Source organism: Bacillus cereus group sp. Bce041 (assembly GCF_052646455.1).
The window spans coordinates 308777-332271 of record NZ_JBQXON010000003.1 but is presented as its reverse complement, the minus strand read 5'-3'; the positions used below and the strand labels follow the sequence as shown (position 1 = coordinate 332271).

Below are 23495 nucleotides of genomic sequence, written 5' to 3'. Positions count from 1 at the left end.
TTATTTGAAAATCATCTCCGAGGAGCCGAGGCTGAAAGTAAGTAAGCCCGGACGGATGTCTACCGTTACAAAGAACACGTATGATAGTACGTTGCTAAGTGCTATTAGTGAAAAAGCTAATAGAATTAGGGTGGTATCGCGGGTAAACCCGTCCCTACTTTATAGGGACGGGTTTTTTGTGTGCTTTAAAATATTCAAAGGAGTGATTGTATATGGAAAAAGTAGATGTAAAAGAATCAGCTGTAGGAAGAGAAATGCGAATTCGCAAACAGTGGAACGAACAAAATATTTTCGAACAATCAATTCAGAATCGAGAAGGCGCACAGTCTTTCGTATTTTATGAAGGACCACCAACGGCGAACGGACTACCGCATGTAGGTCATGCACTTGGACGAACAATTAAAGACTTAGTAGCAAGATATAAAACGATGGCTGGTTATAAAGTGTTAAGAAAAGCAGGATGGGATACACATGGTTTACCTGTAGAATTAGGCGTTGAGAAGCAACTTGGTATTTCTGGTAAACATGAGATCGAAGAATATGGCATTGAACCATTTATTCAAAAGTGTAAAGAGAGTGTTTTCACATATGAGAAGCAGTGGCGCGAATTCACTGAAAGTATTGGTTATTGGGTAGATATGGATGATCCATATGTAACTTTAAAGAATCCATATATCGAAAGTGTATGGCATATTTTGGGGACAATCCATGAAAAAGGATTGTTATATAAAGGACATAGAGTTTCACCATACTGCCCAAGCTGCCAAACCTCATTGAGCTCACATGAGGTTGCACAAGGGTATAAAACAGTAAAAGATTTAAGTGCAACTGTGAAGTTTAAAGTGAAAGATAGTGAAAATGAGTATTTCTTAGGTTGGACCACAACACCTTGGACACTTCCAGCAAACGTTGCGCTTGCTGTCCATCCAAATATGGAATACGTTAAAGCAAAACAAGAAAGTCATGTATACATTGTTGCAAAAGAACGTGTACAAGAAGTATTAAAAGAGAATTATGAAGTATTATCTGTTCATAAAGGCGAAGAATTATTAAACACATCTTATACAGCGCCATTTCCGATGAAAGAAGTTACAAATGGTTACCGCGTTATTGCAGCAGATTTTGTAACGGGAGATAGTGGTACAGGACTTGTTCATATTGCTCCAGCATATGGAGAGGACGATTATAGAGTTGTTCAAAGTGAAGGATTGTCATTCTTGCACGTTGTAGATGAAAAAGGTGAGTATACAGAGGCAGTACCATTTTTGAAAGGGAAATTTGTAAAAGATTGTGACGTGGATATCGTTCGTTATTTAGCGAAGGAAGGTTTACTGTATCATAAAGAAAAATATGAACATAGCTATCCGCATTGCTGGCGTTGTGATTCACCACTACTTTATTATGCAGGAGAAAGTTGGTTAATCCGAACAACTGCAATTAAAGATACATTTTTACAAAATAATGATTCTGTTACTTGGTATCCGGATCATATGAAACATGGACGTTTTGGTAAGTTTTTAGAAAATATGGTAGATTGGAATATTAGCCGAAATAGATATTGGGGAACGCCATTGAATGTATGGGAATGTGAAAGTTGTGATCATCAGTTCGCACCGAAAAGCATTGCCGAATTAAGAAAGAATAGTACGAAAGAAACACCAGAAGATTTGGAATTGCATAAGCCTTATGTAGATGAAGTGCAAGTGTGCTGCGGGAAATGCGGAGGCACAATGAATCGTACACCAGAAGTGATTGATGTTTGGTTTGATAGTGGTTCTATGCCATTTGCACAATATCATTACCCATTTGAAAATAAAGAGTTATTTGAAGAGCAGTTTCCAGCGGATGTTATTGCAGAAGGAATTGATCAAACACGCGGCTGGTTTTATAGTTTATTAGCAGTATCAGCACTATATACAGGAAAAGTACCGTATAAACGAGTGTTATCACTAGGGCATGTTTTAGATGAAGAAGGGCAGAAAATGTCTAAAAGCAAAGGAAATGCACTAGATCCAGTTGATTTAGTAGATAAATTTGGTGCAGATGCGCTAAGATGGGCTTTACTTGTTGATAGTGCCCCGTGGAATGCGAAGCGTTTTTCTGAAAGAACAGTACTGGAAGCGAAATCTAAATTTGTAGATACATTAGTCAATGTGTATAGCTTCTACGTTTTATATGCAAATTTAGATGAGTATAATCCGAAAGAAACGTATGATGTAAAGCTTACGAAATTAGACGAATGGGTATTATCAAGATTGCATAGTACAACGAAAAAAGTGAGAACTGCACTTGATGATTATCAATTTACGAATGCAGCTCGTGAAATTGCAGCACTTGTAGATGAAGTGAGTAACTGGTATGTAAGACGCTCACGTAATCGTTTCTGGGAATCTGGTATGAACGCTGAGAAAGCAGCTGCGTATGAGACACTTCATGAAGTGCTTGTAACAATTAGTAAATTAATTGCACCATTTACACCGTTTGTCGCGGAAGACATTCATCTAAATTTAGAAGGAAGCAGCGTTCATTTAGCCGATTATCCAGTTGTAAATGAATCACTACTTCAACCAAAATTAGAAGCGGAAATGGATGCTGTTTTACAAGTTGTTGAACTTGGAAGAAGTAACCGTAATCAGCATTCTTTAAAAGTAAAACAGCCGCTAGCAGAGCTTGTATTACTTGAGCATAACGAGAATGATATGGATTGGGAATCTTATCGTGATATCGTTATGGATGAGTTAAATGTAAAAGCGTTCCATGTTGAACTCGATGAAACAAAATACACATCATATCAATTGAAGCTTAATTTTAAAACAGCGGGGCCAAAATTCGGTAAAAATGTGAATGCAGTGAATGGTTGGCTAAAACAATTATCACAAGAAGAAGTACAAAACTTTGTATCAACAGGAAGAGCAGTTTACGAAGCAACACCAGAAGGAGAAGTAGTTGTAACTGCTGAAGATGTGTTAGTTGAGAAAGTTGCAAAATCAGGATTCTCTAATACGACTAACGGACAATATACAGTTATGTTAGATACGAATGTAACGAAAGAATTGTTACAAGAAGGAGTAGCGCGTGAATTCATTCGTGCGGTTCAAGAATACCGTAAACAGTTGAATTTACCAGTTAATTTACGAGTCGATATTATTCTTGATACAGAAGAAGAACTACAGCGAACGTTAACGAACCATAAAGATTTATTGGAAGAAAACTTACTCGTTAAACAATTTACATTTGGTCACTTAACGAACGAAGATGATGAACTTTCTTTAGGTGAAACAAAACTTAGAATTAAATTAAGTGCAGCTAATTAAAGAAAAAAGGAAGTTGGAATGATTCCAACTTCCTTTTTTGTATGAAGGGAAATTAACTAGTTAATTTCCTCATAATCCATTCGATAGGTCCTCTAGAAAAATTCTTTCTCCATAATACGCTAAACAGAATACTGAAAATGAAAAATGCAGTAGCAAATAATAAAACGAAAAGTAGTGTTTGATGTTCCATTCTATTGAATAGAATTAATGTCCCAATTCCGATAAATACATGACTTACATAATGAGTTAATGTTAATTGACCTGTTTGTATAATGGAAGTAACAAACCAATTTTTTTCATATTTTTCAGTGATATAGAGGCAAAGTATTAATATAGTAATAGCGGATCCTGTAGCAGATAAAATATATAATAGATTTGGTAAAATGGGTCCTGTATTAAACAAAAATGTAGCAGCTTCTTTGCCAATGTGTGGAATGAAGTAGTACGTGAGCCCTTTTGATAAAAGTTCTATCAGTACGGTGAATGTTATACCGAGCAAGAGCAACCTATCTCTAATCTTTTTATTATAAAGATCTAATCTGCCAATTATCATACCGATTAAGAAGAACGAAAACCAAGGGAAAAAAGGGTGATAACCATTAAAGAATAGATTGCGAAGAAAACCGTTTACTGTCCAGAAGTCTACATAGTTTATAAATGGAGTAGGGCCTCCCCAACCTTCGAAAGCATTGAAAGTAAGCTGAAGAGATTGTGCCAAGAGTAGTATAATAATAGATAACAAGAGCAATGTTTTTTTTTGTACTGTAATGAGTAATGCAGCAGCGAAAAGGTAAACACCGTAGTAGTGTAATATATCCCCAGTCCACTCCATTAAGTATAAAAGTAATCCTAAAATAAATAAGAATAGTGCCCGTTTCCAGATGATTTTTCGGCTATTAGAAATTTTTGTTTTTTCATTGCTAGCAACGGAGGATCTAGTCATTAAAGATATGCCAATTCCAGCAAGTATAACAAACAAGGCAGAAGCTCTACCTTCAAAAAGTGACATAAAAGTTATTAAAAATGAGGGGCCATTTCCTTCAGCACCAGTTATAACCATAAAATTAACAAGCAGCATACCAAACATCGCCAAAGCTCTAGCAAAATCTAAGCCGATAATTCGTTTTTTAGTATTCAATTCAATCCCTTCTTTCAAAAATGCTGTTTACAGCTTCCATCCATATTTGTTTATAATCTATATCCACATGTAACATCATAAAATTCCCGACATTATCAAGCACTAATGCTAACATATGAGCTTTTGAAACTAGATTTTTATTTTCAATTAATTGAAGCTCATTTGCTTTTGTAAGGAGTGATTCAAATCCTTGTAAATATTCTGTTTGCACAGTTAGTAATCGATCTTTGTACATATCATTTCTTGAAGACAGTAATACATATTCTTGCAACACACGATTAAAATAAGGATCGTTCTGCTGTTCATCAATTATTTTGAATCCAATTTCAATGCATTTCTCAATAAAATTTTCTTTCGTAAACTCTCCTGTATGGAAGAAGGAAGAAAACTGCATCGCAGCACATAATTCTGTGAAAATACATTCGATTAATGCATCTTTAGATTTAAAGTAATAATAAATGGACGGTTTAGCAATTCCGACTTCTTCAGCAATCATAGAATAGGTCGTTTTAGTAATGCCATGTCCGGCAAACAGTCGATAGCTTGCTTCCATAATTGAAGAGAGTGTTTCTTCACTTTTGCTCATAATAAAGCCTCCTACAAAAAGGTTATATAAATCGTATCATTCATAAATATTTTTTTCAACCTACCGTTAGGTAAAAAAATATCCTGTTTTTTACAAAGTAATTTAAAAAGGTTAAGAGTTATGGAAATACTTTAGAAATATATTTCTAAAGTATTGTGTTCATTTTACACATAAATATTGAGAAAATTTCACTTACCCTAAATGGAAAGGTAATAGAAGTGTTCATAGAGAATTACTCGTAGATTCAATTTTTATCCATCCGTTTTGCGGGGAATGATTGCCTAGTGGTAATGGGATAAGGTTGAGCTACTTTATTAGGGGGAGTGGTTCTATGTTTAATAAAAAAATGGTGGCAATGGCAATGACTGTGCCGTTAGTAATGGGGACAATTTCTACGGTTTCGGCATTGGAAAAACAACAGCAAGTAAAGTTAGAAGCTTATTCGCCACAGAAAAAAGCAACTGAATATTTAAAAGAAAATGCTGCGCAGTATGGATTGAAAACAGACCTTTCAGACTTGCAATATATTTCTACAACAGAAACGTCAGTAGCTTCATATGTTAGGTTCCAACAAGTTGTTAATGGTGCACCTGTATTTTCAAAACAAATAACAGTTACGCTTAACGGAGAGGGAAAGGGAGTACTCGCTGTTTCTGATTATCAGCCTGTTACAGGTGTGAAGGAAGTAACGACAAAAATTAGTGAAAAAGATGCAATACAAAAATCAATGGCGTATGTTGGAGAAGCAAGTGAGCAAAATTTATGGGCTCCTACAGATAAAGAGTTCGGATATATTGTTGAAGAAGGAATTGCTCGTCCAGTATATAAAGTTGTAGTTCATTCTAATAATCCATTTGGTGCATGGGAAACATTTATTGATGCAGAAAATGGAAAGTTAATTAAAAAGGTTGATATAAACCGAAAAGCTGAAGGGTCAGGAAAAGTATTTTTACCTAACCCAGTCGTATCTAGCGGTAGTAAAGTAGGCTTAAAAGATAATAACGATGCAGATTCAACAGCTCTAACGAACCAACTGAAAACTGTTACGTTAAAAGGTTTAGATGGAACAGGATTTTTAATTGGAGAATATGTAACGATTTCTTCAAAAGCGAAAACAAAATCTACGAATTTACAATTTAACTATACACGCGCAAATGATAGCTTTGAAGATGTTATGTCGTACTATCATATCGACACATTGCAACGTTACATTCAAAGTCTAGGTTTTAAAAATATTAATAACCGTTCGATAAAAGTGAATGTTAATGGTACAACTGATGATAACTCATTCTATTCTCCATCAACAAAAGCTTTGACTTTCGGTACTGGCGGTGTTGATGATGCAGAAGATGCTGGTATTATCGCACATGAATATGGGCATTCGATTCAAGATAACCAAGTTCCTGGCTTTGGTAGTTCAGCAGAAGGTGGAGCGATGGGAGAAGGATTTGGGGACTTCTTAGGTGCTACATATGAAGATGCAGTATCGACTACTGGATATGGTAAAGCATGTGTTGGAGAATGGGATGCGACAGCTTATTCTAGTTCAGATCCAACATGCTTACGCCGATTAGATAATAATAAAGTATATCCGAAAGATATAACGAATGAAGTGCATGATGATGGTGAAATTTGGGCTCAAGGCCAATACGAAATGGCACAAGCTTTTGGCCGTGATGTAGCAACAAAAATCATTTTACAATCACACTGGTCATTAACACCAAACTCTAAATTCAGTGATGGAGCGAAAGCGATTAAGCAAGCGGATGCTCTTTTATATGGCGGACAACATGCTGCTGATATTGATCGCATTTGGGCAGCGAGAGGCATTAGTACGAATTAATATAAAAAGTCGTGGCGTTTATAAGCCACGACTTTTTAATTTGCTTACGAACTGGTACTAGTAAATAAAGCTATATCAATGATAGTGTGAATATATCCGTATCCCATTTATTTTTTAGCTTCTTTAAAAACAAAATGCTCTTTAAATTTTCTAGACTCAACTTTTTGACCATTTCTCATGGAGCGGAAAGGGTGTTCTTGCCATGTAATAATTACATCAACCTCATCCGCTTTTGTAGCAACAGGTAAATTAGCGTGTTCAAATCCAGTTTTTCCACTTGCCAAACGACTTTCCTTTAGGGAAAAGAGTTCATATTTCGTTTTCTTATTTGGTTCGTTGCGGAATACTTCGACGTTTACATTATATACTTCACTATTCCCGACATTCTTTACTGAAAAATGATATGTTTGAAATTCATCTTTTTTAGCTTGAAGCATATTCTTGTTTGTTTTTTTCGGTTTATCAATATTCACTTGCCATTGATCAGAGTTTTGAGAGATTGGTAAAGATTTTGGTGAATAGGCGTATGTTTCGTTTACTACAATTAGGCAAAACAATAGGAGAAAGAAACTAATTGCTTTTTGCATATACACACCTCGCTTTAAAATTTTTTATTAATATGCGTAAATGAATTGGGTTTTATGTAAAAAATGGAAAAATGTTAGAGGTGTAATTTCGAATTCGATACATAAGAATATGTATTACAAAATTAACTTTTCACACTTTAGAAGAAGTTAGGAGTTATAAAACCAGAATGTTTCAAAAAAAGCTTGCGTTTTATAAGGTGAGGAGTTAGAATACTCTGTAAATATAAAAAGTGATGATCAGGAAAAGTACATGGTGCAAAGGTCTACAGAGAGCAGCCGATTGCTGGGAAGGTTGCGATACCGCATGATGGAAAGACACCTGTGAGTGTTGCTTTGAACGTGATTATTAGTAAAAGCAAACGGTACCTACCGTTATCAGGGCTAAGATGGTCAATATGACAATTTGGGTGGTACCGCGGAAAAAATCCGTCCCTATTTATAGGGGCGGATTTTTGTATTCTTTGAAAGGGGGTGAGTGACCGTGGATGATGACGATGACAACAATAACGTAAATAAATATAAAATTACTGGAGGGAAAAATAATGGATTCAATAATGAAGCGTTCACTCACAAAAGAATGTACAAAGCAAAGTGGAAAGGTTGTATTACTTCAAGGATGGGTAAAAAAAATTCGGCACCTTGGAAATGTTAGTTTTTTATTATTACGGGACAGAACAGGAGTAATTCAATGTGTATTAGAAAATGAATTGGCCGGATATAAAGTTGATGTAGAAAGTGTTGTCCATGTAATCGGTGAGATAGTCGAGACATCGAAAACAGAATTGGGTGTTGAAGTACTTGCTCATGAAGTGAAAGTAATAAACGGTGCAGAGCCACTTCCATTTGAAATAAATAAAAAGAAGTTACAAGTTGGCTTAGATCAACTACTTAATGAGCGAGTAATATCATTAAGGCATGAGCGAACCGCAGCGATTTTTAAAGTGAAATCTACACTCGTTCAGAGCTTTAGTGAATTTCTTATAGAGAACGATTTCACACGGATCTTTACGCCGAAAATTGTTTCGCAAGGGGCAGAAGGAGGAGCAAATGTTTTTAAGCTTCCATACTTCCAAAAAGAAGCTTATTTAGCACAATCACCACAGTTTTATAAGCAAATGATGGTGGCAGGTGGGTTAGAACGAGTTTTTGAAATTGCACCTGTATATAGAGCGGAACATCATAATTCTTCCCGTCATTTGAATGAATATATATCGTTAGACGTAGAACTTGGTTTTATTCATGATTTTTATGAAGTGATGCAACTAGAAACGGATGTTTTACGATATATGTTTCAACAAGTAGCGAAAAAATGTGAAATAGAACTACAACTATTACAAATAGAAGTACCTGTTATTACTGAAATACCTAAAATTACATTGTTAGAAGCACAAGAAATTTTGAAAAGTAAGTATCGTAAAGAATCTCCTGTAGGGGATTTAGATACAGAAGGTGAAAAGTTACTAGGGAAATATGTAAAGGAAACATATAATAGTGAATTTGTTTTCATTACACATTATCCGAAAGAAGCGAGACCGATGTATACGATGCAAAATAAAGAGAATCCAGCTATTACTGATTCATTCGACTTATTATATAAAGGGCTAGAAATAACGTCAGGGGCACAGCGAATTCATAATTATGAATTGTTACTCGCTTCGTTTAAAGAAAAAGGATTACATCCAGAGAAATTTCAATCTTATTTAAATACATTCCGATATGGTTGTCCACCACATGGAGGTTTCGGAATTGGGTTAGAAAGGATTGTATATAAACTATTAGAATTAACAAATGTACGAGAGGCTAGTGCTTTTCCGAGAGATTGTACTCGTCTTATACCATAAAAAGAATCTTTGCGATTATCGCGAAGATTTTTTTTAGTTCGTTTGAAAAGATGAAAATATAGACCCTTTCTTTTGCTAATAAGCTTAGTAAAAGTGAGTTATCAATATGAACCATTTCGACAAAAAATCAATATACCCCTTGACAGTTACAAATATAACCGATATACTTCATATTAATTTCAAAAGAAAATATATTCTAAATATTACAATGTGTTGAATAGGAGTAGTAAGGTCATGTATTTGTACAGAGAGCTATGGGTTGGTGTGACATAGTCAAATGACATCCTGAACTCGCCTAGGAGCAGTAAGGTGGAACGGAATCACATTCTTAGTAAATCTTAACGGTTAACCTTCGATATTAGGTTTGTAATCAAACGATTACTACTAAGGTGGATTCATAATGGAATCAATAAGGGTGGTACCGCGTTAAGTAAATGGCTTAGCGTCTCTTTATATAGAGATGCTAGGCCATTTTTTTATTATATGGAAGAAGAAATGGAGGGTTTATTTGAATAGGTTTATAAAATTTATTTATTTATATAAAAAGATTTAATTAGGAGGAAAATGAGATGAAACAGACGGAGCAATGGACTTCGAAATTAGGTTTTATAATGGCGGCAGCCGGATCAGCAATTGGACTTGGTGCGATATGGAAGTTCCCTTATATCGCTGGGAAGAGTGGGGGAGGAGCGTTCTTTTTAATATTTATATTATTTACTGTTTTAATTGGACTACCGCTACTTATAGCTGAATTTATGATTGGACGCAGTACGCAGAAACAAGCAGTTGGAGCATTTAAAAGCATCGCACCAAATACAGGATGGCATTGGATTGGACGCCTTGGTGTTGGAACGTGTTTTATACTACTTTCATTTTATAGTGTTGTAGGTGGATGGGTATTAATTTATTTATTCAGAGGAATAACTGGACAACTGATTACGCCAGGACAAAATTACGGCACATTATTTACTGAAACAATTGGGAATCCTGCTTGGGCTATTATGGGACATTTCGCTTTTATGTTCATTACGATATGGGTTGTATCAAAGGGTGTACAAAACGGAATTGAAAAAGCAAGTAAATATATGTTGCCAGCATTGTTCGTTTTATTTGTCGCTCTTATTATTCGTTCGTTAACACTTGATGATGCAATGAAAGGTGTGAAGTTTTTCTTACAACCAGATTTCTCAAAGATTACTTCGGAAAGTATTTTGTTCGCAATGGGGCAATCATTCTTTGCAATTAGTATCGGGATTTCAATTATGGTTACGTATAGTTCCTATTTAAATAAAAAAGAAAGTTTACCAAAATCAGCAATAACAATTGTTGGATTAAATTTATTTGTTTCATTATTTGCAGGTCTTGCTATTTTTCCAGCCGTATTTTCATTAGGAATGGAGCCAACAGAAGGACCTGGATTACTATTTATCGTATTACCATCTGTATTTAGTCAAATTCCATTTGGTGGGTTTTTCTTAACAGTATTTCTTGCACTATTTACATTTGCGACATTAACATCAGCATTTTCTCTACTAGAAACTGTTGTTTCAGCATTAGCAAATGGTGAACAAGAAAGGAGAACAAAATTATCATGGCTGATCGGTTTCGGCATTTTCTTAGTAGGTATACCATCAGCGTTATCATTTGGAGTATGGAGTGATATTACGATTTTCGGAAAGAATATTTTTGATGCAGTAGACTTTTTATCTAGTAATATATTAATGCCGCTTGGTGCACTATTTATTAGTATTTTCGTTTCATTCAAAATGGAGAAGAAGGTACTAGAAGCGGAGTTTTTTGTAGGTGGAAATTATGGAACGAAAGTATTTACTTGTTGGGCATTTTTACTTCGATTTGTAGCACCACTTGCAATAATTATCGTCTTCTTAAATGTAATAGGGATTATTTAATATTAAATGTTATAATATTCAGTAAAAAAGAAGATGGGGATGTTTATGGCGAATTTGATAGAAACAGGAGAGTATATGAATATTAGAGGGAAAAAGCTATACGTTGAAACACATGGAAATCCTAAAAATAAGCCAGTCTTATACTTGCATGGTGGACCAGGAGAGAGTTGTTATGATTTTTCATTTCATCAAGCGGAACGTTTAAAAGGTTCTCTATATGTAATTATGATAGATCAAAGAGGTGTTTGTCGCTCAGAAGAAATTACTGAAGACGAAGCTTTTGGATTAAATGATTTGATTGAAGACTGTGAGGAATTAAAAAAAGTATTACAAATTGAGAAGTGGTCTATAATTGGACATTCTTTCGGTGGATATGTAGCATTGCTTTATGCGTCGATATATCCAAGTTCAATAGAGAAAATAATATTTGAAGGACCAACTTTTGATTTTGCATTAACAAGTAGAGCTTTGTTGCAAAAGACAGAGCATTTATTAAAAAAGTATGGAAAAGAAGAAGTAGCAAAAGAGTGCTTTGCTTATTCATCTAGCGATGCTAGTTCAGAAGAGTTGTTAGAAGCTTATATAAGATTAAGCGCTGAATTAGAAGAAAAAAGAATGGAGATTTACAATAATAAGGAAGATAGGACAGATGAGAGTTTATACAGGGATGAAGAGTGGGAAATATTTTCAAATCGATCCAAAATTCACTTTGATAGATTAAAATTAGAGGGAGCATGTCATACATCATTATTATCAAAAATAAAAGATGTACAAAATCTGATGTTATTAATAGTAGGAAAACATGATGTAGTAACGTGTGAAGAACAAATTAAAACATTTAATAAAGATGCCCGAAACGGCAAGTATATCGTATTTGAAGAGAGCGGTCATTCACCTCATTATGAGGAAGCAGATAGATTTGCAGAAACAGTCATACATTTTTTGAAATGAAGAAAAGGGTGCTTCTATAAATGAGAGGCACCCTTTCTAAATTTCTGGATATGTGATTGTGATGTTAGGCCACTTACTTTGCCAATTCTTTTTTATAACTCTGTTTTTGTACATATGTAATCGTTCTTTTGATTCAAGAAAATGAGCTGTTGGTCTCACTTGTAAAGAAAGGACATCTTCAATACCACATGGGGCTGTTAAGATAACGTTGTTTAGTTCATCAAGTGTAACTCCTAAAGCCGTTGCTGTTTCAGGGAATTTAGAAATAGCATTAACAGAAGAAGAATATGGTGGCATATTATTCACTACATGCATACGAGCTTGATTTTTTACAGACCAAGGGATAGTAGCATCAATATTCATTAATTTCGTTTCTAATGATTGTTCGTATATCTCATCTTGATGTAGACTATCATAATAAATCACATCAACATCAGGCATAGCCGTTTTAGCTTCATAGTCATGTAAAGTATCCCAAATTTTAGAACGAACAAATCCGGCACAAATCCACCAATCAGGTAGCTCTAGTGATTTTGCCATTTGTAATACATTCATCATCCATTCGTCGTTTTCTATTAAGCGAATTATATCTTTCTCTGTTTTAATCTTCACTGATAAATTCACCTTTCTAGTAAATTAATGCATCAGTTCAATAATCCATAAAATCCAGTAAGCACCTGGTACAAATAGCAGTTGTGCTAATAATGTGCCGAGAAGTCTAGAAATCATTAGCCAACCATACATTTTACTCATAGATTCAGCACCGCTTTCTGATTGTAGAGCACGTTCTGTTAAAAGAGCAATGCGTGGATCGAGTAATACAGTTAATAAAATAGTGGCGAAACCATTTACAAGGCCAGAAGCTGTACTTGCATTTGTTGCATAATCTGGATTTAAAAAAGAAGCGTAAAGGGCTGAAAGTACCCCTGCTGTATAAATAGCAGTAGCAAACATGTTAATAAGCATAATACGCTTTGGAATACCACCGATACGCAGTCTATGAATCATTTCTAACTTTGGAAAACGGACATATTTTTTTGTGTACTTTAATTTTTGAATGTTATTCGTTTTCATCATTCGAATGAAAGAACCGTCTGTTTCAAAGTTTTGAATGACATATCCAAATAATTTTGTCAAAGTTGGATAAAGAATGATCGCGATTAATGTACCGATAGAAGCCGATAATAGTACGAGTCGTATAATATGCTCTAAATTAATAGAAGAATCTAGTTTTGCTTCATCGACAATACCACCGATTAAAAAGGCTTGTAGTAAGTTTGATGTTCTTGAAATAAGTAACACCATTCCTACAACAGACAGGGCAACTGCAATCTTCTTTAAACGTACTCCAGCTAATCGAATACTATAAGAGCTTGTTTCAACTGCGTGGATCACAATTGTGAAAGCCATTATAAAAATTAACGTAATTGACATTTGTTTCACCAGTTTCTATTAAAATAATTGTAACTTTTTTACTGTATCATATCTATCGTATTTTGTAACTGAAAGTATGTGACATATGGAAATTGATTTTTCGAAAAAATAGATAATGATAGTATAATAGGGAGAAGTGGAAGAGATGTTAGCACTTATTTATACAGCAAATTAAGTGGAGGAATGAAGCATGTATAAAACATTTCTATTTGATTTAGATGGAACTTTAACGGATCCGAAAGAAGGGATTGTAAACTCGGTTTTATATGCATTAAAAAAAGTAGGAATTGAAGAAGTACATATAAGTGAGTTAGATTCATTTATAGGTCCTCCTATTCAGCAATCATTCATAGAGAGATATAATATGAGTGAAGGAGAGGTTGAACGTGCTGTTTTTTACTTCCGTGAGTATTTAAAGCAGCGTGGATTGTTTGAAAATAATGTATACGAGGGGATTCTGAAGCTCTTGCAACAATTAAAAAGTTCAGGGAATCGCATATTCGTAGCAACTTCAAAGCCCACTGTATTTGCGAAACAAGTTATAGGGCATTTTCAATTAACGAATTATTTCGAAGACATCATTGGAAGTAATTTAGATGGTACGAGAATAAAAAAAGAAGAAATAATTGCTCATATTTTACAAACAAATGAAGAACTAAATAAAGAAGAAATGATAATGATTGGTGATAGAAAGCACGATATAATAGGTGCAAATCAGAATGGAATTGCTTCAATTGGTGTTTTATATGGCTATGGCTGTGAAAAAGAACTGACTGAAGTTAGTGCGACCTACATAGTGAAAGATGTTGAAGAACTGTATCATTTTTGTGTAGAGAAAAATTTAATAAAGCAGTAAATATAGATTCTAGCAATCCCTTTATAACGTATGACGATGAATTCGTTTCTGTTTAAAGGGATTTTTCATATGTAATCGAATAATTATAATTAGACATTTTTAGCATAAAAATTTGTATGAATAAGAGGAGGGATGTCAGAATTAAAAGGTTAGTAGAAATTTATCAATAAAATTTAGAATATTCTGTTTAATGGAGGGGTAAAATTGGAGTTAGTTATTATATTATTAGCACTAAGTTTACTTATGTTCGTAGCATACAGAGGTTTTTCTGTTATTTTATTCGCGCCGATATTTGCATTATTTGCAGTATTTTTGACAGAACCTAGTTATGTATTACCTTTCTTTTCTAATATCTTTATGGAGAAAATGGTTGGATTTATAAAATTATATTTTCCTGTGTTTTTATTAGGAGCAATATTTGGGAAAGTAGTGGAAATGTCAGGAATTGCAGATTCTATCGCAAAAACGATTATTGAGTTAGTTGGTGAAAAACGTACTATATTAGCGATTGTATTAATGGGGGCTATTTTAACGTATAGTGGTGTTAGTGTGTATGTAGTAGTGTTTGCTGTTTATCCGTTCGCAGCTAAGTTGTTTCGACAAGCTAATATTCCAAAGCGTTTAATCCCTGGAACGATTGTTCTTGGAGCAGTAACGTTTACAATGGATGCGTTACCTGGATCACCACAAATTCAAAACGTAATACCTACAACATTTTTTAAAACGGATATTTATGCTGCACCGATACTTGGGATTGTAGGAGCAATTTTTGTTCTTACATTAGGTTTACTATATTTAGAGAGTAGACGTAAGAAGGCAAAAGCGGCAGGTGAAGGATACTTTGGTTTTAATGATGGAAATACTGAAATGGCAGCATCTTTGCAAGTAGAACAAAAAAATATGCCATTAATTAATAACATTGAAATCACAAGAGCGCAACAACTTATTGCATTTATACCACTTATTTTAGTAGGTGTAATGAATAAAGTGTTTACTATTATGATACCGAAGTGGTATCCAAGCGGTTTTGATTTTTCTACAATTGGTATGAAAGCATTTGGGAAAGTAGAATTAAGTGCAGTAGTAGGAATTTGGTCTGTAGAATTGGCACTTATTATAGGGATCTTAACAACGTTATTATTATATTGGAAGCGAGTAGTAACAGGTTTCCAAGCTGGATTGAATACAAGTATTGGTGGAGCGCTACTTGCAACGATGAATACAGGAGCTGAGTTTGGATTCGGTGGTGTCATTGCAGCACTTCCAGGTTTCTCAATTATGAGAGATGGCATCTCTGCTACTTTCACAAATCCGTTAGTGAATGGTGCAGTAACGACGAATATTTTAGCTGGAATTACAGGCTCGGCATCAGGAGGAATGGGAATAGTATTAAGTGCAATGGGAGATAAATTTATTGCAGCGGCCAATCAATTTGATATTCCATTAGAAGTTATGCACCGTATCGTATCAATGGCATCAGGAGGAATGGATACACTACCACATAACGGGGCTATTATTACTATTCTTACAGTAACAGGATTAACACATAAACAGTCATATAAAGATATATTTGCTATTACAATTTTGAAAACGGTTGCTGTATTTTTAGTTATCGCATTCTATACTTTAACAGGACTCTATTAAAAAATTTGAATCGTAAAGATTCATCAAATCGATAATTTATGTTATAAAATATTAATTAGGATAAGAAGGGGTGGGGGACTTGCAAGAGGTTTCTGAGTTTCGTATGCCAAAGTCGGTATTATATGGAAGGAATTCGCTTGAAAAACTGGGAGAACAATCAAAAAAGTTAGGGAAAAGAGCTTTTATAGTTACTGATACAATTATGGAAAAATTAGGATATGTTGAAAAGTGTATGCAACAATTAAATAAGAAAGGTATTACTGTTAGTACATATAATAAAGTGGATGCTGAGCCTACAAATATACACGTATTAGAAGCGTTATCTCTTTGTAAAGAGGAAAAGTACGATTTTATTATCGGTATTGGTGGTGGAAGTTGTATTGATGCTGCGAAAGCGGTAGCGGTTTTATATACAAATGGTGGAGAAGTTGAGGATTATGTCCAAAAGGATATTAAAATAGAAAATAATCCACTACCACTTATTGCAATTCCAACAACTTCTGGTACTGGATCGGAAGTTACAAGTGTAGCAGTAATTACGAATAAAAAAACAGATGTAAAAATGATGATGAAGCATCCTAGTTTTATACCGAAAGTAGCAATTATAGATCCAGTTTTGACAAGTTCGTTACCACCACAAATTACGGCAGCAACAGGAATAGATGCGTTATGTCATGCGATTGAAGCGTATATTTCTAAAGTTTCACAACCACTTACAGATGTACTTGCTCTTTCAGCTATTGAAAGTATTATGAAATATTTACGTATAGCATATGAAGATGGACGTAATATGGAGGCAAGAGAAGCGATGATGATTGCTTCCTTACAAGCTGGAATTGCATTTTCTAATGCATCAGTTACATTAGTTCATGGAATGTCAAGGCCAGTGGGAGCATTATTTCATGTACCGCATGGAATATCAAATGCCATACTATTACCTACAGTGTTAGAGTTTACAAAAACAAGTGCAATGAAAAGGTTAGCAAAAATTGGACGTAGTTTAAATAAGGATTTGTATTCGAATTCTGATGAGGAAGTAGCAGACTACACACTTGGTGAAATAAAAAAACTTTGCTTTGATCTTCGTATTCCAAATTTAAAAGAATACGGAATCGATGAAATTGAATTTGAAAATGCTATTTCTAAAATGGCATCAGATGCAATTGAAAGTGGTAGCCCAGCTAATAACCCACGTGTTCCATCATATGATGAAATCAAAGAGTTGTATCGAGAGTGTTTTAATTATAAGTATAAAGAATTTATAAAAACATCAGATTGTTAATTTCAGAATATTCTATAAAAATTTCCTTGGAAATGAAAGTAGAATTATTCTTTATTATTCCGTTAAAACAAGACCTTATATTCCAAACTTAAAGTCTTGTTTTATTATGTATAATATACATAATAAAACATTGTTATTAGTTTTATAAAAATAGTTTAGGTAGGTGTTTTATATGAAAACGATAGGTCTTATAGGTGGTATGAGTTGGGAATCAACTTCTGAATATTATCGAATTATTAATGAAGAAATAAAAGAGAGATTAGGAGGGCTACATTCAGCAAAATGTTTGATTAATAGTGTGGATTTTGAAGAGATTGAACGATGTCAGTCTAGCGGAGATTGGGATGGTGCTGGAGAAATTCTAGGGAATGCGGCATATTCATTACAAAAGGGGGGAGCAGACTTTATAATCATTTGTACAAATACAATGCATAAGGTAGTTGGAAAAATAAAGGCGAAAATTGATATTCCAGTCTTACATATTGCTGATGCAACTGCAAAAGAAATTAAAAGAAAAGACATTCAAAAGGTTGGTCTGCTTGGAACTAAATATACAATGGAGCAAGATTTCTATAAGTCACGTATAGAAGAAAATAATATAAAAGTAATAGTACCATCAGAAAAAAATAGAAAAGAAATAAATAAAGTAATATATACAGAATTATGTTTAGGAAAAATAGTATCTCAATCTAGAGAATATTATAAAAGAGTCATCGAAGAGTTAGTGCAAAAAGGAGCACAGGGAATCATATTAGGTTGTACAGAAATAGGGTTATTAATAAAGCAAGAAAACGTATCTGTCCCGATATTTGATACAACTCATATACATGCAATTGAAGCAGTCAAGGTAGCTCTAGATAGAGTATAATTATATTATGTAAACTTTATTCGTATATCTGGAAAACATTCAGAAAATATTTTATAATGTAAGTGGTTACATTTAAGGGGGAATGCGTATGTTTTCAGTTCAACCAATCGCATTTGTACATAATGAAAGAAAGGAAATAAAAGATGATGAGTGGGGAGAAGTAAGATCTCGTATAACTTTAACTGAAATGTATGCAGAAGAGAGTATACAAGGGGTTGAAGATTTTTCTCATATTGAAGTTGTTTTTTATTTTCATAAAGTAACTGACGAGCAAATTCAGTATTTTGCTAGACATCCTAGAAATAATAAGGATTATCCTGAAGTAGGTATTTTTGCACAGCGCGGGAAAAATCGCCCAAATCGCATAGGTGTAACAATTGTAAAGATGATCAAAAGAGAAGGTAAATCAATTATTGTTGAGGGATTAGATGCTATTGATGGCACTCCTATATTGGATATAAAACCAATAATGAAAGAGTTTATGCCGACAGAAGAAATACACCAGCCTAAATGGGCAACGGATATAATGAGACAGTATTGGAAGGGGAATGGAGTAAAATGAGAATATATGAGGCAACAATTGCAGATTTAGATGGACTAGCATCAGTTTTTAATAACTATCGCATGTTTTATAGGCAAGATTCTGATTTAGAAGGGGCAAAAGTATTTTTACGAAATCGAATTGAGAAAAAAGAGTCCGTTATTTTCATAGCAGTTGAAGACGACGAATATATTGGGTTCACGCAACTATATCCATCATTTTCTTCTATTTCAATGAAAGAATTATGGATTTTAAATGATTTATTTGTACAAGCGGCGAAGCGTGGAGCCGGAACAGGTAAAAAATTATTAGAAGCTGCTAAAGAATACGCATTAGAAAATGGAGCAAAAGGTGTAAAATTGCAAACAGAGATTGATAATTTATCAGCACAACGATTATACGCTGAAAATGGCTATTTGAGAGATAATCGTTATTTCCATTACGAATTAACGTTTTAAAAAATTAAGTTGAAAGAGGCATTTTCAAGAAAAAGAATTTCTTTGTAATGAGAAATTCTTTTTTATTTTTGCCTAAATTAAAAAATACATTAATGAAAACGATATTTATTTATTGTTAAGCGATAAACGTTGTGATAAAATTATGTTGCCATTAAATAAGTGAGGTATTGTAAATGAATCTTAAACGAAGTTCAACAACGTTCTTAAAAGTAATTATTTTTCTTGCTGGAATTTCAGTACTTGCTTTATGCATATTTTTAGTGCCGGAAATGGCGAATTTCGCAGCAAATTTGTATCCTAATATTGCTCCGATGAAATATCTTGTTTTCATTGTGATGTATGGAGCAGCTGTGCCTTTTTATGTTGCTCTTTATCAGGCTTTCAATCTTTTACAGTACATTGATGAGAACACAGCGTTCTCGGAATTATCAGTAAAGGCGTTAAAGAATATAAAGCGCTGTGCAATTACAATCAGTGGTTTGTATGTATTAAGTTTGCCACTTTTTTATTTTATAGCGAAAAAAATGGACCCTCCTATTGGGTTAGTGGGACTCATTATCGTTTTTGCTTCGCTCGTTATCGCCGTTTTTGCTGCTATCCTCCAACGACTTCTACAAGAAGCAATTCACATAAAATCAGAAAATGATTTGACGGTCTGAGGTGGCGGATATGACAATCATTATTAATATTGACGTCATGTTAGCAAAACGAAAAATGAGTGTAACGGAGCTTTCGGAGAAGGTTGGAATTACGATGGCGAATCTTTCTATTTTGAAAAATGGGAAAGCAAAAGCGGTTCGTTTTTCAACATTAGAAGCGATATGTAAAGCTTTGGAGTGTCAGCCAGGGGATATTTTGGAGTATAAAAACGATGAGAATACTCAATAAAAACAGATAACAAATGTAAATAATAGAAGTCAATAAAGAAGGGATAGCCACTAAGCTATTCCTTCTTTACGTTAATTGCTGTTACTAATAAAAAATATAATTTGAATTGCAATGTTTGCGTATCAAAAGGGAACTTGCTACCTTTTGAGGTGATCTGTTTTGTGGAATACAATTATTTGCCAAAAAGGCTATTTTAACTATGTTTTAAATTATTTCGGGTGAATCAAAATTTTCATTTGTATTATAGTTGATTTAAAACCCAGTTTGTTGCATCTTCAAAGTTATCTGCAATGTAGTTTGGTTCAATATGTGCCCATTTGTCTCGGTACGTATGCAAAGCATCATACCCAGCGCCTGTTCGGACTAGAATCGTAGTCGCATTTACTTTTGCTCCTGCAACAATATCAGTCCAACGATCACCAACTACAGCACATTGTGTTAAATTAAGTCCATGTTTTTTTGCTGCTTTAAGCAGCATGCCTGTACTTGGTTTACGGCATTCACAACCATCACCGTGTTTATGAGGACATACATAAATATCATCAAAACCGAAGCCTTCTAATTCTTGTACAAAATCGGCTACAGTTGCTATTCCATCTGCGATACCGGGTTGATTTGTGAAAGAGAAAATTTTTATATTTTTAGCTTTTAGTTTTTGCAAGGATGTTTTTGTGAATGGAAATAATGTAAAGGATCCTGGATAATGTATTGTAGTGTCACCACCAATTGTACCGTCACGATCAATGAAAATTGCTTTAATGTTTGTCATAGTTATAGTCCCTTCACTTTATAAAGTAGTTTAAAAATATTTTACAAATCGGTAGCCATTTACTTCATAACCTAATTTTTTGTAAAAAGGATGAGCTTCTACTCTTTTTGTTCCACTAACTAGCCATGTGCCAATGCAATTATGTTTCTTTGCTAATTGCTCGGCATAATCCATCAAAACTTGTCCAATGCCTTTCCGTCGTATGTTAGAATCAACGCTAATAATTGAAATCTCTCCATAACGTGTTACATCTTCTAAATTTTCACGTATACGAAATCCAAGTAATCCAAATATAGCTTCTTCTTCCTCGTAAACATATAAAAAATCAAACGGACTCATTTGTACGAATTGTAGGCGGTTGTTCATATCTTCATAGGAAATAGAGGAACCTTTTAATTCTTTCGTTAAAGAACAAAGTGCGTCTATATCATCTATCGTTGCTTCACGAATTTGAAAAGACATATTATCAACTCCAATAAAATGTAATCAAACATTTAATATTCTGTTAAAAAATGTTTTTTCCTGCTATGAAAATAAATATTTTATAATGATATACAGATAGTTATATGTTATTCTTTTCCTTGATTGTATTGGAAATGGAAAGAAGGGGAATGCATGTTAAAAGTAAATATCCGCTCAGCTGGATATGAAATAGGCGAAAAAACAATTCATGATATAGCTTTTTCTATCGAAAAAGGTGAACTAGTTGCTCTTATTGGAGCAAATGGTGCTGGGAAAAGTACGACGATTAAAACGATACTCGGATTACTTGTAAATATGGACGGTGAAATATCATTCGGTGAAAAGAAAAATCCGTATGCATACGTACCAGAACATCCAACATACTATGATTACTTGACGCTCTGGGAACATATTGAATTATTAATGGCAGCTCGTGGAAGTGAAATGGGAAGTTGAGAAGAACGAGCGGAACAATTATTACATACTTTTCGAATGAATAAGCATAAACATGAGTATTTATCAAAGTTTTCAAAAGGCATGAAACAAAAATCTATGCTAATATTGGCGTTTTTAACTGAGCCAGATTTTTATATCATTGACGAACCTTTTATCGGTTTAGATCCAGTAGCTACGAAAGAGTTTTTAAATTATTTATATAAAGAAAAAGAGCGCGGGGCAGGAATTTTACTTTGTACGCACGTATTAGATACTGCTGAAAAAATTTGTGAAAGATTTTTACTCATTTCACAAGGTACATTAGTCGCAGATGGACATTTAGAATCTATTCAAATATTAGCGGAAATGCCGGGTAGTTCATTATTAGACTGCTTTGATGTAATTGTAAGGCGTGAACAACATGATTAAACAACAATTTTATAAGAGATTACGCCATGAACTCCAGCGGAAATGGAAGTCTATATATTCGGTAACAGATTGGACAGTCGCATTATATATTATTATTCCAGCACTTATATTTATGGGAATCTATTATCGATCGCTATGGATAAATGAATTATCAACGGAAGAGACGATTTATTTCGGATTAGGATTACTCGCATTTTATCTAGTAACATATCCAAGAGGAGTTCGTTCATTTTTTGAGCAAGCGGATAGTTTATTTTTAATTTCGTATGCAACACATATGCGAAAATTAGTCCAGTATGGCATGATGTACACATTTGTTCGAATAGCGATAACGAATATAATAGTAGTCGTTATTATGTTACCGGTGTTGATGAAAAGTATCGAAGTAACAGAAATACAAGTCCTATTATTTTGGGTATTCTTTACTATATTTCGATTTATGTTGTCGTTGTTAACGAGATTTGTTCATGTACATGTGGGGAAACGATGGGTTTTATGGATTGTAAAAAATATAGTATTTTCTATGAGCGTGTCCTTTTTTGGAATTAGTTTATTTTTTATTTATAAAAATCCGTTGTATTCAATTTTATTTATCGGTCTAGTAATTTTCTTAAGTAGTGTATTAGTAAAAGAGAAAATGAATTATAAAAAGTTCTTTTTTAAAGAAATCGAGAAAGAAAAGGAGGAAAGCATGCGCTGGACGAGCGGAATTATGCAAGCTGGTGGTCATGCGGCTAAACCGAGTAGTTCGAATAAAAAACCGTGGATGTTTCCGCGCTCTAAAAGACTTTTAGGGAAAAAAGCTGATTCTCGTATTGTCGAATCTTTTTTGAAAGAATTTTTCCGTACAAGTACTGCACGAATATTTTATATTCAAATTGTATGTATCAGTACTGCAAGTATAATTATGACTCCAAGGTGGATTGCAGCTATTGTTCTCGTATTTGCTGTAGTTGCAATTTCTCGCTATGCACGTGATTATTGGAATGAATTTACGAATAAGATGTTTCTTCGTTTATATTGTGATGAAGGGAAATTACTATTGTTAAGATGGAAGGCAGATCGTTATTTATTACTACCAGCAATACTTTTATATGGAATAGTTATACTTTCACAGTTTTATTTATTGCCAGCTGTGGTAGGCAGCGTTGTTTTTATTTTATTAATTGTATGGATTGTATTTGTACCATTAAAAAAGAGCCATTGACGGCTCTTTTTCTAGTCTGTAACACATTGATAAATAAAATATACTAAAACGA

21 protein-coding genes, 1 pseudogene and 3 other annotated features (1 of these 25 cut by a window edge) are annotated in these 23495 nt (G+C 33.9%); of the genes and pseudogenes, 15 read left to right on the top strand and 7 right to left on the bottom strand.

The window, feature by feature from the left end; translation table 11 throughout:
* Positions 1-159, top strand: a binding site (T-box leader); it begins 82 nt to the left of the window's first position.
* Positions 160-212: 53 nt separating this feature from the next.
* A complete protein-coding gene (ileS, locus tag ACUN13_RS13225) occupies positions 213-3314 on the top strand; it encodes an isoleucine--tRNA ligase (protein ID WP_409532294.1) in 3102 nt (1033 codons plus the stop codon).
* Positions 3315-3366: 52 nt separating this feature from the next.
* On the opposite strand, the gene ACUN13_RS13220 is transcribed toward ileS, so the two are convergent.
* Together ACUN13_RS13220 and ACUN13_RS13215 are read right to left on the bottom strand one after the other, a co-directional pair.
* The gene (locus ACUN13_RS13220) at positions 3367-4452 is read right to left on the bottom strand and encodes a DUF418 domain-containing protein (RefSeq protein ID WP_142244328.1); all 1086 of its coding nucleotides are present in this window, start codon (positions 4450-4452) and stop codon (positions 3367-3369) included.
* Between the two features lies 1 nt (position 4453).
* Positions 4454-5038, bottom strand: a complete 585-nt coding sequence (locus ACUN13_RS13215) for a TetR/AcrR family transcriptional regulator (RefSeq protein ID WP_078187079.1) — start codon at positions 5036-5038, stop codon at positions 4454-4456.
* Between the two features lie 331 nt (positions 5039-5369).
* On the opposite strand from ACUN13_RS13215, the gene ACUN13_RS13210 reads away from it, so the two are divergent.
* Positions 5370-6881 carry a M36 family metallopeptidase gene (locus ACUN13_RS13210; protein WP_000482273.1) on the top strand — a complete coding sequence of 504 codons (1512 nt, stop codon included), beginning with the start codon at positions 5370-5372 and terminating at the stop codon, positions 6879-6881.
* A gap of 107 nt (positions 6882-6988) precedes the next feature.
* Here ACUN13_RS13210 and ACUN13_RS13205 read toward each other — a convergent pair whose 3' ends face one another.
* Complete coding sequence (locus tag ACUN13_RS13205) at positions 6989-7468, bottom strand: hypothetical protein (RefSeq protein ID WP_001167912.1); 480 nt, start codon at positions 7466-7468, stop codon at positions 6989-6991.
* Between the two features lie 224 nt (positions 7469-7692).
* Positions 7693-7905, top strand: a binding site (T-box leader).
* A 105-nt stretch (positions 7906-8010) separates the two neighbouring features.
* Here ACUN13_RS13205 and aspS point away from each other — a divergent pair.
* The 3 genes from aspS (at position 8011) to ACUN13_RS13190 (ending at position 12170) form a co-directional block, all read left to right on the top strand.
* The gene (gene aspS, locus ACUN13_RS13200; protein ID WP_000377346.1) at positions 8011-9309 is read left to right on the top strand and encodes an aspartate--tRNA(Asn) ligase; all 1299 of its coding nucleotides are present in this window, start codon (positions 8011-8013) and stop codon (positions 9307-9309) included.
* A 204-nt stretch (positions 9310-9513) separates the two neighbouring features.
* Positions 9514-9762, top strand: a binding site (T-box leader).
* Between the two features lie 116 nt (positions 9763-9878).
* Positions 9879-11219 (top strand): sodium-dependent transporter, encoded by a 1341-nt coding sequence (locus tag ACUN13_RS13195; protein WP_409532295.1) that lies wholly within the window; start codon positions 9879-9881, stop codon positions 11217-11219.
* A 45-nt stretch (positions 11220-11264) separates the two neighbouring features.
* Positions 11265-12170 carry an alpha/beta fold hydrolase gene (locus tag ACUN13_RS13190; RefSeq protein WP_409532296.1) on the top strand — a complete coding sequence of 302 codons (906 nt, stop codon included), beginning with the start codon at positions 11265-11267 and terminating at the stop codon, positions 12168-12170.
* A 36-nt stretch (positions 12171-12206) separates the two neighbouring features.
* Here ACUN13_RS13190 and ACUN13_RS13185 read toward each other — a convergent pair whose 3' ends face one another.
* On the bottom strand, positions 12207-12782 hold the full coding sequence (locus ACUN13_RS13185; RefSeq protein ID WP_017674130.1) for a nucleotidyltransferase family protein: 576 nt from the start codon (positions 12780-12782) through the stop codon (positions 12207-12209).
* A gap of 24 nt (positions 12783-12806) precedes the next feature.
* Positions 12807-13604, bottom strand: a complete 798-nt coding sequence (locus ACUN13_RS13180) for a lipid II flippase Amj family protein (RefSeq protein ID WP_000028915.1) — start codon at positions 13602-13604, stop codon at positions 12807-12809.
* A 190-nt stretch (positions 13605-13794) separates the two neighbouring features.
* Between ACUN13_RS13180 and ACUN13_RS13175 the strand changes: the two genes are divergently transcribed.
* The 8 genes from ACUN13_RS13175 (at position 13795) to ACUN13_RS13140 (ending at position 20141) form a co-directional block, all read left to right on the top strand.
* Positions 13795-14460, top strand: coding sequence for an HAD family hydrolase (locus ACUN13_RS13175; RefSeq protein ID WP_438906206.1), 666 nt, complete (start codon positions 13795-13797; stop codon positions 14458-14460).
* A gap of 204 nt (positions 14461-14664) precedes the next feature.
* Complete coding sequence (locus ACUN13_RS13170) at positions 14665-16104, top strand: GntP family permease (protein WP_242283799.1); 1440 nt, start codon at positions 14665-14667, stop codon at positions 16102-16104.
* A 79-nt stretch (positions 16105-16183) separates the two neighbouring features.
* On the top strand, positions 16184-17386 hold the full coding sequence (locus ACUN13_RS13165) for an iron-containing alcohol dehydrogenase (protein WP_445423816.1): 1203 nt from the start codon (positions 16184-16186) through the stop codon (positions 17384-17386).
* A gap of 172 nt (positions 17387-17558) precedes the next feature.
* Positions 17559-18254 (top strand): aspartate/glutamate racemase family protein, encoded by a 696-nt coding sequence (locus ACUN13_RS13160; protein WP_000848571.1) that lies wholly within the window; start codon positions 17559-17561, stop codon positions 18252-18254.
* Between the two features lie 88 nt (positions 18255-18342).
* On the top strand, positions 18343-18816 hold the full coding sequence (locus ACUN13_RS13155; protein ID WP_000493254.1) for an SAM-dependent methyltransferase: 474 nt from the start codon (positions 18343-18345) through the stop codon (positions 18814-18816).
* On the top strand, positions 18813-19253 hold the full coding sequence (locus ACUN13_RS13150) for a GNAT family N-acetyltransferase (protein ID WP_409532299.1): 441 nt from the start codon (positions 18813-18815) through the stop codon (positions 19251-19253). The genes ACUN13_RS13155 and ACUN13_RS13150 overlap by 4 nt, the downstream gene beginning before the upstream one ends.
* Before the next feature lie 173 nt (positions 19254-19426).
* Positions 19427-19912: a DUF2975 domain-containing protein gene (locus ACUN13_RS13145; RefSeq protein WP_016122418.1), complete on the top strand. Its 486-nt coding sequence runs from the start codon at positions 19427-19429 to the stop codon at positions 19910-19912.
* Between the two features lie 10 nt (positions 19913-19922).
* Positions 19923-20141 carry a helix-turn-helix domain-containing protein gene (locus ACUN13_RS13140; protein ID WP_000152534.1) on the top strand — a complete coding sequence of 73 codons (219 nt, stop codon included), beginning with the start codon at positions 19923-19925 and terminating at the stop codon, positions 20139-20141.
* A 241-nt stretch (positions 20142-20382) separates the two neighbouring features.
* Here the strand turns inward: ACUN13_RS13140 and ACUN13_RS13135 are convergent, their stop codons facing one another.
* The gene (locus tag ACUN13_RS13135; RefSeq protein WP_000181785.1) at positions 20383-20910 is read right to left on the bottom strand and encodes an HAD-IIIA family hydrolase; all 528 of its coding nucleotides are present in this window, start codon (positions 20908-20910) and stop codon (positions 20383-20385) included.
* A gap of 30 nt (positions 20911-20940) precedes the next feature.
* Complete coding sequence (locus ACUN13_RS13130; protein WP_000009777.1) at positions 20941-21372, bottom strand: GNAT family N-acetyltransferase; 432 nt, start codon at positions 21370-21372, stop codon at positions 20941-20943.
* 153 nt (positions 21373-21525) lie between these two features.
* Here ACUN13_RS13130 and ACUN13_RS13125 point away from each other — a divergent pair.
* Together ACUN13_RS13125 and ACUN13_RS13120 are read left to right on the top strand one after the other, a co-directional pair.
* Positions 21526-22236: pseudogene (locus ACUN13_RS13125) on the top strand (ABC transporter ATP-binding protein).
* Complete coding sequence (locus ACUN13_RS13120) at positions 22229-23443, top strand: ABC transporter permease (protein ID WP_409532301.1); 1215 nt, start codon at positions 22229-22231, stop codon at positions 23441-23443. The pseudogene ACUN13_RS13125 and the gene ACUN13_RS13120 overlap by 8 nt, the downstream one beginning before the upstream one ends.
* Positions 23444-23495 lie beyond the last annotated feature (52 nt).